Here is an 11000-nt window from a genome sequence, read left to right as displayed (position 1 = left end):
CGTCAACCGCCTCTCCCGCTTCGTCCTGAAGGCCGACGGCACCCTGGACACCGCCAGCGAGAAGAAGGTCCTCGACGTCCCCGCGAGCCGCGGCACCTGCTGCCACGTCGGCGGCGACATCGACTTCGACAAGGACGGCAACCTCTACCTCTCGACCGGCGACGACTCCAACCCCTTCGCCTCCGACGGCTTCACGCCCATCGACGAGCGCGCGAACCGCAACCCGGCCTTCGACGCGCGGCGCAGCGCGGGCAACACCAATGACCTGCGCGGCAAGATCCTGCGCATCAAGGTCGCCGGCGACGGCTCGTACACCGTCCCGGACGGCAACCTCTTCGCCAAGGGCACCGAGAAGACCCGCCCCGAGATCTACGCGATGGGCTTCCGCAACCCCTTCCGGATGAGCGTCGACAAGCCGACCGGCATCGTCTACGTCGGTGACTACGGGCCCGACGCGGGCGCGGCCGACCCCAAGCGCGGCCCTGCCGGACAGGTCGAGTTCGCCCGGGTGACCAAGGCGGGCAACTTCGGCTGGCCCTTCTGCACCGGCAAGAACGACGCCTACGTCGACTACGACTTCGCGACCGGCACCTCCGGCGCCGCCTTCGACTGCGCCGCGCCGAAGAACGACTCGCCGCACAACACCGGCCTGACCGACCTGCCGCCCGCGCAGGAGGCCTGGATCCCGTACGACGGCGGATCCGTCCCCGAGTTCGGCAGCGGCTCCGAGTCCCCGATGGGCGGACCCGTCTACCGCTACGACGCCGCGAACACCTCCCCGGTGAAGTTCCCCGAGGCGTACGACGGCAACTTCTTCGCCGGTGAGTTCGGCCGGCGCTGGATCAAGCGCATCGAGCAGGGCGCCGACGGCACCGTCTCGAAGATCAACCCGTTCCCCTGGACCGGCACCCAGGTGATGGACATGGAGTTCGGCCCCGACGGCGCCCTCTACGTCCTGGACTACGGCACCGCCTGGTTCGGCGGCGACGAGAACTCCGGCCTCTACCGCATCGAGAACGCCACCGAGGGCCACTCCCCGGTCGCCGAGGCCACCGCCTCCAAGACCAGTGGCCAGGCACCCCTGCGGACCTCGTTCACCGCGAAGGCCACGGACGCCGACGGCGGCACCCTGACCTACGCCTGGGACTTCGGCGACGGCGGCAAGTCGACCCAGCAGAACCCCACGTACACGTACAAGAAGAACGGCGTCTACACCGCGACCGTGACCGTCAAGGACTCCACCGGGCGCACCGGCTCGGCCAGCGCGCACCTCACCGTCGGCAACACCGCGCCCAAGGTGACCCTGGAACTCCCCGGCGACGGCCATCTGTTCACCTTCGGCGACAAGGTGCCCTTCAAGGTGAAGGTGTCCGACCCGGAGGACGGCAGGATCGACTGCACCAAGGTGAAGGTCACCCACATCCTCGGCCATGACAGCCACGGCCACCCGGTCACCTCGGCCAACGGCTGCGAGGGCACCATCCAGACCTCCGCCGACGGCGAGCACGACCCGAACGCCAACATCTTCGGGGTCTTCGACGCCGAGTACACCGACAAGGGTGCCAACGGCCAGCCCGCGCTGACCACCCACGACCAGAACGTCGTCCAGCCCAAGCACCGCCAGGGCGAGCACTTCAACGGCTCCAAGGGCGTCTCCGTGGTCAACCACACCCCGGCGCACGGCGGCAAGACGGTCGGCGACATCCACAACGGCGACTGGATCTCCTTCAAGCCGTACCTCCTCGGCAACGCCACCAAGCTGACCGCGCGGGTCGCCTCCGCGGGCGCCGGCGGCACGCTGGAGGTGCGCAGCGGATCGGCCACCGGCAAGCTGCTCGGCACCGCGAAGGTCGCGCCGACCGGCTCGTGGGAGACCTACACCGACGTCAGTACGGGCCTCGCCAAGCCGCCGACGAAGACCACCACGCTGTTCCTCGTCTTCAAGGGGTCGGGCGGCGGAGCGCTGTACGACGTCGACGACTTCACCTTCACCACGAGCTGAGCGGGAGGTCAGCACATGCGCGCATCCGCACGGCTGGCCACGGCGACCGCCGCGGCGGCCCTGCTCATCGGCTGTGTGTCGGGCCCCGCGGCCTCGCGACCCGAGCCGTCGCGACAGGACGGCGAGAAGGTCCTGGTCTTCTCCAAGACCGCGGGCTTCCGGCACGACTCGATCCCCGAGGGCATCGCGACCGTCAAGGAACTCGGCGCCGCGAACGGCTTCGCCGTCGACGCCACCGAGGACGCGGCGGCCTTCACGGACGCCAACCTCGCCCAGTACGACGCCGTGGTCTGGCTCTCGACCACCGGTGACGTGCTGAACGCCGCGCAGCAGACGGCGTTCGAGAAGTACATCCGGGCCGGCGGCGCCTATGTCGGCGTGCACGCCGCCGCCGACACCGAGTACGACTGGCCCTTCTACGGCGGGCTCGCGGGCGCGTACTTCCAGTCGCACCCCGCGATCCAGCCCGCGAAGGTGCAGGTCGAGGACCACGCGCACCCGGCCACCGCCCACCTGGGCACCGGGACGTGGGACCGCACCGACGAGTGGTACAACTACCGCGCCAACCCGCGCGACCGGGCCCGCGTCCTTGCCTCGCTCGACGAGTCCTCGTACACGGGCGGCACGATGGCGGGGGACCATCCCATCGCCTGGTGCCAGAGCGACTACCAGGGCGGCCGCGCCTTCTACACCGGCGGCGGCCACACCAAGGAGTCGTACGCCGAACCCGCCTTCCGGCAGCACCTGCTGGGCGGGATCCGGTGGGCGGTCGGCGCGGTCCAGGCCGACTGCCGTCCCGAGAAGGGCTACACCCCGCTCTTCGACGGCACGGCGGGCTCCCTGGAGGGCTGGAAACAGGCGGGCCCCGGCTCCTTCGCGCTGGACGAGGACGACGGGACGCTGACGACCACCGGCGGGATGGGCATGCTCTGGTACGACCGGCGCGAGCTCGGCTCGTACTCGCTCAAGCTCGACTGGCGGATGGCCGGCGACGACAACTCCGGGATCTTCGTGGGCTTCCCGCCCTCCGACGACCCCTGGTCGGCCGTCGACAACGGCTACGAGATCCAGATCGACGCCACGGACGTCCCCGAGAAGACCACGGGGTCCGTCTACGGCTTCCGGTCCGCCGACCTGAAGAAGCGCGACAAGGCGCTCAACCCGCCGGGGGAGTGGAACACGTACGAGATCCGCGTCGAGGGCGAACGCCTTCGCGTCTATCTCAACGGCGTGAAGATCAACGATTTCACCAACGCCGACCCCGCACGGAGCCTGCGCCAGGGCCACATCGGCATCCAGAACCACGGGGACGCCGACGAGGTCTCCTTCCGGAACATCCGGCTGAAGGATCTGCCCGCACGCCACACCGGCCGGCCCGCGCCGGCCGGCGCGGACGCGGGGCGCTAGACGGCGGCGGGCGGAGGACGCCGGACCTCCGCCCGCCGTCTTTCCTCCGGGCCGGAGGTGTCCGCGCATCCACCACGGACGCGCGCACCTTCGGGCCGGGGCGTTCGCGCACGCGCAGGGGTGCCCCTGCGCGTGTCCACATGAGCCAAGGCAAGGCAGGAGGCCGCCGTGTCCACATCCGCGCGCTCTACTTCGTCCGCTTCTTCCGCTCCGTCCGCCGGGACAGCGGCGGAAGAACTCGTGGGGGTCTGGCTGGTCGGGGCGCGCGGGTCGGTCGCGACCACGGCCGTCGCCGGCTGCGCGGCGGTCGCGGCGGGACTGCGACCACCCACCGGCATGGTCACCGAGACACCCCCCTTCGCCGACAGCGGCCTGCCACCGCTGACCTCGCTCGTCTTCGGCGGCCACGACACCGCCCACTGCCCGCTGCCCAAGCGGGCCGAGGAACTCGCCGCCGGCGGCGTCCTGCCGCACGGCCTCCCTTCGGCGGTGCACGCCGAACTCGCCGCCGCCGACGCGGAGATCCGGCCCGGCGGCCCCCTCCCCGGCGACTCCCGCACGGACGACGAACTCATCGAGTCCTTCGCCGCCGACCTGCGCGACTTCGTACGCCGCCGGGGCCTGGCCCGCGCGGTGGTGGTGAACGTCGCCTCGACGGAACCCCTGCCCACGGACGGCGACGCGCGTCTTCCCGCCAGCTCCCTCTACGCCGCGGCGGCGCTCCGCGCCGGCTGCCCCTACGTGAACTTCACCCCCTCCACGGGACTGCACCACCCCCGCCTCGCCGAGGCGGCACGCTCCAGCGGCCTGCCGTACGCGGGCCGCGACGGCAAGACCGGACAGACCCTGCTGCGCTCGGTGCTCGGCCCGATGTTCGCGCAGCGCGCCCTCGACGTGCGGGCCTGGTCGGGCACGAACCTCCTGGGCGGCGGCGACGGCGCCGCCCTGGCCGACCCGGCCGCGGCGGCGGCCAAGAACGCGGGCAAGGAACGCGTCCTGGCCGACACACTGGGCTCCGCCCCCGAGGGCGAGGTCCACATCGACGACGTGCCGTCCCTCGGCGACTGGAAGACGGCCTGGGACCACATCGCCTTCGACGGCTTCCTCGGCACGCGCATGGTCCTGCAGACCACGTGGCAGGGCTGCGACTCGGCCCTCGCGGCGCCCCTCATCCTTGACCTGGCCCGCCTGACGGCCCGCGCCCACGCCACCGGCCTGACCGGCTCCCTGCCGTACCTCGCCTTCTACTTCAAGGACCCGGACGACGGCGCTCCGGCCGCGCTGGGGGAGCAGTACGGGCAACTGCTGCGGTTCGCCGAGGAACTGGGGACGGAGCGATGAGCGGTGTAGCGGTGGACGGAACATCGATGTGCGGAACATCGATGGGCGGAACATCGACGTGCGGAGTTTTGATGTGCGGCAGCGCGTCCCCTCGGCCCGGAGCGGCCTCCGCACGGGAGGCCTCATGAGCACCGCGCGCGACTGGGCCGAACTCCTGCGCCTCCCCGCCCTGTTCACCGTCCCCGGCGACGCGCTCGCCGGAGCGGCGACGACCGGCCTGCACCCCAACCGCCGCACTCTTCTCGCCATCGGATCCTCCCTTTGTCTGTACGAGGCCGGCATGGCCCTCAATGACTGGGCGGACCGGACCGAGGACGCCGTCGAACGCCCCGAGCGGCCCCTGCCGTCCGGCCGCATCGCCCCGCCCGCGGCCCTCGCCGCGGCCACCGCCCTCACGGCCGCGGGCCTGACCCTCGCCTCCCGCGCGGGCCGCACCGCCCTCGCCGTGGCGGGCGCCCTGGCCGGCACGGTCTGGGCCTACGACCTCGGCCTGAAGCACACCCCCGCGGGCCCGGCGGCCATGGCCACGGCACGCGGCCTGGACCTGCTCCTCGGCGCGACCGCCACCGCGGGCCGCGGCAACGCCCCGCGCGCCAGGGCGGCGGCCCCCTCCGCCGCGGTCCTCGCCGCCCACACCCTCGCCGTCACCGAGGTCTCCCGCCACGAGGCCCAGGGTGGCTCCTCCACCACCCCACTGGCCGCCCTGGCGGCGACGACGGCGTTGGGGCATGCGGTGGGCCGGGGAGGGTGGCCAGGGTCGCTTCGTCGAGGTGATGGCATCCGGCAGGGGGCGGGCCCCGGACCCGAGTCGGGTCGAGGGACGGGGCCGGACCGACGCCCCCACAACCCCGCCTCCCAAGCCCTCCGCGCCGGGCTCGCCCTCGCCTACGTCGGAACCACCGCCAAGCCCCTCTTCCACGCCGTCCTCAACCCCTCACCTCCCCTCACGCAACGTGCCGTCGGCGGTGGGATCCGCGCCATGATCCCGCTGCAGGCCGCGCTCTCCGCCCGCGCCGGCGCCGTCGGCACCGCCCTGCTGACGGCCGCCCTCGCCCCGGCCGCCCGGAAGTTCGCACGGAAGGTGAGCGTCACATGAGCGGCCCCGCGCTCCGGGAGCCCCGTCCCCACGGCGGACTCCGCTTCGGCTATGGCACCAACGGCCTCACCGACCTCCGTCTCGACGATGCCCTCGGCCTCCTCGCCGACCTCGGCTACGCCGGCGTCGGTCTGACCCTCGACCACATGCACCTCGACCCCCTCGCCCCCGATCTCGCCGCCCGCACCCGCCAGGTGGCACGCCGGCTCGACCGCCTCGGCCTGACCGCCACCGTCGAAACGGGCGCCCGCTACGTCCTCGACCCGCGCCGCAAACACGGCCCCTCCCTCCTCGACCCCGACCCGGAACGCCGGGCCGACCGCGTCCGTCTGCTGATCCGCGCCGTCCAGGTCGCCGCCGACCTGGGCGCCCACGCCGTGCACTGCTTCAGCGGCATCACCCCGCCGGACACCTCGGACGACATCGCCTGGAAACGGCTCACCGACGCGCTCGGCCCCGTCCTGGACGCCGCGTCCGGCGCCGGCGTAGCGCTCGCCGTCGAACCCGAACCCGGCCACCTCCTCTCCTGCCTCGCCGACTTCCACCACCTGCGCCACGCGCTCGGCGACCCCGACCCCGCACTCCTCGGCCTCACCCTCGACATCGGCCACTGCCAGTGCCTCGAACCGCTCCCTCCCGCCGACTGCGTACGCGCCGCCGCGCCCTGGCTGCGGCACGTCCAGATCGAGGACATGCGCCGAGGCGTCCATGAACACCTGCCGTTCGGGGACGGTGAGATCGACTTCCCGCCCGTCCTGGCAGCCCTCGCCGCCAGCGGCTACCAGGGCCTGACCGTCGTCGAACTGCCCCGCCACTCCCACGCGGGCCCCGATCTCGCCGCCCACTCCATCGACTTCCTGCACCGGGCGGCCGAAGCCGTGACGGTCCCGTACGCCAGTGCCCGGAACGCCGTCGTCCCGAACGCCGCGGCCCCGCACGCCTTCGTCCCGGACTCGGCGGCCCCGCACGCCGCCGCCCCCGAAGCCACGGTCCCGGAGACGGCACTCCCCGCCGAAGGAGGAACCCCGTGACCGACACCCCCGGCATCACCGCCCTCCGCACCCGGCTCGAAGCCGACCTCGGCGGAGCCGCGCGGGCCTGGCTCGACCAGGCCGCCGCCGAGGCCGCCGCCCACGGCACCCGAGCGGAACACCAGGACCAGGGACCGCTCCCCACCTGGGAGCTGCGGTTCGCCGAGGCCGCCCGGCGCTGTGGCCCCGAGCACGCCGACGACGCCCGCGTCCTGCTCCTGCACGCGGCGAACGCGACCACGGACACCCTCACCCGCGTCTACGCCCAGGGCGCCGCCGCCGAACGCCGTGCCGTCCTGCACGCACTGCCCCACCTGGTCCCGGGCCCCGAGGCGGTGCCCCTGGTCGCGGACGCCCTGCGCACCAACGACACCCGGCTCGTCGCCGCGGCCGTCGGCCCCTATGCCGCCGCGCACCTCACCCCCCACGACTGGCGCCACGCCGTCCTCAAGTGCCTGTTCACCGGCGTCCCCGTGGACGCCGTCGCCGACCTCCCCGGGCGCGCCCGCGGCGACGCCGAACTCGCCCGCATGCTCGGCGACTACGCGGACGAACGCACCGCCGCGGGCCGCACCGTCCCCGGCGACCTGCACCGCGCCCTGGCCCTGACCGCCCCCGAACCCCCCTCGGACCCGGCGGCTCCCTCGGGCCCCGCGGCCCCTTCGACCGGCGAGGAGTAGGAGTCCCGATGCGCATCTTCGATCCCCACATCCACATGACCTCCCGCACCACCGACGACTACCAGGCGATGTACGCCGCGGGCGTGCGCGCGGTCGTGGAGCCCGCCTTCTGGCTCGGCCAGCCCCGCACCTCGCCCGCCTCCTTCTACGACTACTTCGATTCCCTCCTGGGCTGGGAACCCTTCCGCGCCGCCCAGTACGGCATCGCCCACCACTGCACGATCGCCCTCAACCCCAAGGAGGCGAACGACGCCCGCTGCACCCCCGTCCTCGACGAGCTGCCCCGCTATCTCGTCAAGGACAACGTCGTCGCCGTCGGCGAGATCGGCTACGACTCCATGACGCCGGCCGAGGACACCGCGCTCACCACTCAGCTCCAACTGGCCGCGGATTACGACCTGCCCGCACTCGTGCACACCCCGCACCGCGACAAGCTCGCCGGACTGCGCCGCACCATCGACGTCGTACGGGAGTCCGCCCTGCCCCTGGAGCGGGTCCTGATCGACCACCTCAACGAGACCACCGTCAAGGAGGCCAAGGACAGCGGCTGCTGGCTGGGCTTCTCCGTCTATCCCGACACCAAGATGGACGAGAAACGGATGGTCGCCATCCTGCGGGACGTCGGACCCGAGAAGGTCCTCGTCAACTCGGCCGCCGACTGGGGCAAGAGCGACCCCCTGAAGACCCGCAAGGTCGCCGACGCGATGCTGGCGGACGGCTTCGACGAGGACGACGTCGACCTGGTGCTGTGGCGCAACCCCGTGGCCTTCTACTCGCTCAGCGGCCGCCTCGCCCTCGACGTCCAGGAGCCCGGCGCCAGCCACGAGGGCAACTCCATCCTGCGCGGCGGGGCGTGACCCATGCGCTTCCGGCACCCCGACGGCTCGACCGTGCACCTCGCCTACTGCACGAACGTCCACCCCGCCGAGACCCTCGACGGCGTCCTCGCCCAGCTGCGCGACCACTGCGAGCCCGTGCGCAGACGGCTCGGCCGCGACCGGCTCGGCATCGGCCTGTGGCTCGCCAAGGACGCCGCCCACGCCCTGGTCACCGACCCCGCGGCCCTGCGCGGTCTGCGCGCCGAACTCGACCGGCGCGGCCTCGAGGTCGTCACCCTCAACGGCTTCCCCTATGAGGGCTTCGGCTCCGAGCAGGTCAAGTACCGCGTGTACAAGCCGGACTGGACCGACCCCGAGCGGCTCGCCCACACCACCGACCTGGCCAGACTGCTCGCCGCCCTCCTCCCCGACGACGTCACCGACGGGACCATCTCCACCCTTCCGCTCGCCTGGCGCACCCCCTTCGACGCCACCCGCGCCGAGTCCTCCCGCACGGCCCTGACCGTGCTCGCCCAACGCCTCGACGCACTCGCCGAGCTGACCGGCCGCTCCATCCGCATCGGTCTGGAACCCGAACCGGGCTGCACCGTCGAGACGACCGCCGACGCGATCACCCCGCTCACCGCGGTCGGCCACGACCGCATCGGTGTCTGCGTCGACACCTGCCACCTCGCCACCTCCTTCGAGGACCCGGCCACCGCCCTGGACGCCCTCGACACCGCGGGCATCCCCGTCGTCAAGTCGCAGCTCTCCGCCGCCCTGCATGCCGAACACCCCCACCGTCCCGATGTGCGCGAGGCCCTCGCCGCCTTCGACGAACCCCGCTTCCTGCACCAGACGCGCACCCTGACCGCCGCCGGACTGCGCGGCACCGACGACCTCGGCGAGGCCCTCGACGCCGGCGCCCTGCCCGACACGTCCCCCTGGCGCGCCCACTTCCACGTCCCCCTGCACGCGGCCCCCGCCGCGCCGCTCACCTCCACGCTCCCCGTGCTCCAGGACGTCCTCGCCCGGCTCGTCGGCGGACCCACCCCGCGCACCCGTCATCTCGAGGTCGAGACCTACACCTGGCAGGCCCTGCCCCCCGCACTGCGCCCGCGCGGCCGCCCTCAGCTGGCTGAAGGCATCGCCGCCGAACTCGCCCTCGCCCGCGACCTGTTGACGGACCTCGGCCTGAAGGAACTCCCATGACTCCCACCCCCTTGCTGGTCCTGGACGTCGTCGGTCTCACCCCGCGCCTCCTCGATCACATGCCCCACCTCAAGTCCGTCGGCCAGTCCGGCTCCAGGGCCCCGCTCGGCACCGTCCTGCCCGCTGTCACCTGCGCCGCCCAGTCGACGTTCCTGACCGGGACGACGCCCGCCGAGCACGGCATCGTCGGCAACGGCTGGTACTTCCGCGAGCTCGGCGACGTCCTGCTGTGGCGCCAGCACAACGGCCTCGTCGCCGGCGACAAGCTCTGGGACGCCGCCCGCCGCGCGCACCCCGGCTACACCGTCGCCAATATCTGCTGGTGGTACGCCATGGGCGCCGACACCGACATCACCGTCACCCCCCGTCCCGTCTACTACGCCGACGGCCGCAAAGAACCCGACTGCTACACACGCCCGCCCGAGCTGCACGACGAACTCACCGACCGGCTCGGCACCTTCCCCCTCTTCCACTTCTGGGGGCCGGGCGCCGACCTCGTCTCCAGCCAGTGGATCATCGACGCCACCCGCCACATCATCGACGCCCGTCGCCCCGACCTGGCCCTGACCTACCTCCCGCACCTCGACTACGACCTGCAGCGTTACGGCCCCGACGACCCGCGCTCCCTCCAGGCGGCCGCCGACCTCGACACCGCCCTCGCCCCGCTCCTCGACGCCGCCGAGGCCGAGGGCCGCACGGTCGTCGCCCTGTCCGAGTACGGCATCACCCGCGTGAACAGGCCCGTCGACATCAACCGCGCCCTGCGCCGCGCGGGCCTGCTGGAAGTGCACACCCAGGACGGCATGGAGTACCTCGACCCGATGGCCTCCCGCGCCTTCGCCGTCGCCGACCACCAGATCGCGCACGTCTACGTGCGCCGCCCCGAAGACCTCGACGCCACCCGCGCGGCCCTCGCCGACCTGCCCGGCATCGACCAACTCCTCGACGACGAGGGCAAGAAGAGCCACCACCTCGACCATCCGCGCGCCGGCGAACTCGTCGCGCTCGCGGAGCCGGACGCCTGGTTCACGTACTACTACTGGCTCGACGACGCCCGCGCGCCCGACTTCGCGCAGCTCGTCGAGATCCACCGCAAACCCGGCTACGACCCGGTCGAACTGTTCATGGACCCCCTCGACCCCTACGTCAAGGTCAAGGCCGCGGGCGCGCTCGCCCGCAAGAAGCTCGGCATGCGCTACCGCATGGCGGTCGTGCCGCTCGATCCCTCACCTATTCGCGGCAGCCACGGCCGCCTTCCCCTGAGTGACGACGACGGTCCACTCATCATCAGCTCCACCCCCCATGCGTTCGACGGCCGCGTCGCGGCCACCGCAGTGAAATCCCTGCTCCTGGACCTGGCAGGCCTGGGCTGAGGCAGAGCTGTGCCCGACGCCCGCCCGATCAGAAGCAGTT

At 72.8% G+C, this 11000-nt stretch carries 9 protein-coding genes; all 9 read left to right on the top strand.

Annotation, left to right across the window (positions count from 1 at the left end; all coding sequences use genetic code 11):
* Positions 1 to 2002, top strand: a 2002-nt coding sequence (locus AOK22_RS23265; protein ID WP_055700646.1) for a carbohydrate-binding protein, incomplete at its 5' end; no start/stop codon positions are given.
* Between the two features lie 15 nt (positions 2003 to 2017).
* Positions 2018 to 3409, top strand: coding sequence for a ThuA domain-containing protein (locus tag AOK22_RS23260; RefSeq protein WP_055700645.1), 1392 nt, complete (start codon positions 2018 to 2020; stop codon positions 3407 to 3409).
* 240 nt (positions 3410 to 3649) lie between these two features.
* Positions 3650 to 4750: an inositol-3-phosphate synthase gene (locus AOK22_RS23255; RefSeq protein WP_055700644.1), complete on the top strand. Its 1101-nt coding sequence runs from the start codon at positions 3650 to 3652 to the stop codon at positions 4748 to 4750.
* Positions 4751 to 4874: 124 nt separating this feature from the next.
* Positions 4875 to 5846 carry an SCO3242 family prenyltransferase gene (locus AOK22_RS23250; RefSeq protein WP_055700643.1) on the top strand — a complete coding sequence of 324 codons (972 nt, stop codon included), beginning with the start codon at positions 4875 to 4877 and terminating at the stop codon, positions 5844 to 5846.
* The gene (locus tag AOK22_RS23245) at positions 5843 to 6877 is read left to right on the top strand and encodes a sugar phosphate isomerase/epimerase family protein (RefSeq protein WP_055700642.1); all 1035 of its coding nucleotides are present in this window, start codon (positions 5843 to 5845) and stop codon (positions 6875 to 6877) included. Before AOK22_RS23250 ends, AOK22_RS23245 begins: the two co-directional genes overlap by 4 nt.
* Complete coding sequence (locus AOK22_RS23240; RefSeq protein WP_055700641.1) at positions 6874 to 7557, top strand: EboA domain-containing protein; 684 nt, start codon at positions 6874 to 6876, stop codon at positions 7555 to 7557. Before AOK22_RS23245 ends, AOK22_RS23240 begins: the two co-directional genes overlap by 4 nt.
* Before the next feature lie 8 nt (positions 7558 to 7565).
* Positions 7566 to 8414 (top strand): TatD family hydrolase, encoded by an 849-nt coding sequence (locus tag AOK22_RS23235; protein ID WP_055700640.1) that lies wholly within the window; start codon positions 7566 to 7568, stop codon positions 8412 to 8414.
* 3 nt (positions 8415 to 8417) lie between these two features.
* On the top strand, positions 8418 to 9587 hold the full coding sequence (eboE, locus tag AOK22_RS23230; protein ID WP_055700639.1) for a metabolite traffic protein EboE: 1170 nt from the start codon (positions 8418 to 8420) through the stop codon (positions 9585 to 9587).
* Positions 9584 to 10960, top strand: a complete 1377-nt coding sequence (locus AOK22_RS23225; protein ID WP_055700638.1) for an alkaline phosphatase family protein — start codon at positions 9584 to 9586, stop codon at positions 10958 to 10960. Before eboE ends, AOK22_RS23225 begins: the two co-directional genes overlap by 4 nt.
* The last annotated feature ends 40 nt before the right edge of the window (positions 10961 to 11000 follow it).

Source organism: Streptomyces silaceus, assembly GCF_001419745.1.
Taxonomy (GTDB): domain Bacteria; phylum Actinomycetota; class Actinomycetes; order Streptomycetales; family Streptomycetaceae; genus Streptomyces; species Streptomyces silaceus.
This window is presented reverse-complemented; position numbering and strand designations above follow the sequence as displayed.

Bases quoted from the DNA above. Each gene is read 5' to 3' on its own strand.
- AOK22_RS23225 (WP_055700638.1), top strand. From the start codon at position 9,584: ATGACTCCCACCCCCTTGCTGGTCCTGGACGTCGTCGGTCTCACCCCG.
- AOK22_RS23260 (WP_055700645.1), top strand. From the start codon at position 2,018: ATGCGCGCATCCGCACGGCTGGCCACGGCGACCGCCGCGGCGGCCCTG.
- AOK22_RS23245 (WP_055700642.1), top strand. From the start codon at position 5,843: ATGAGCGGCCCCGCGCTCCGGGAGCCCCGTCCCCACGGCGGACTCCGC.
- eboE (WP_055700639.1), top strand. From the start codon at position 8,418: ATGCGCTTCCGGCACCCCGACGGCTCGACCGTGCACCTCGCCTACTGC.
- AOK22_RS23235 (WP_055700640.1), top strand. From the start codon at position 7,566: ATGCGCATCTTCGATCCCCACATCCACATGACCTCCCGCACCACCGAC.
- AOK22_RS23250 (WP_055700643.1), top strand. From the start codon at position 4,875: ATGAGCACCGCGCGCGACTGGGCCGAACTCCTGCGCCTCCCCGCCCTG.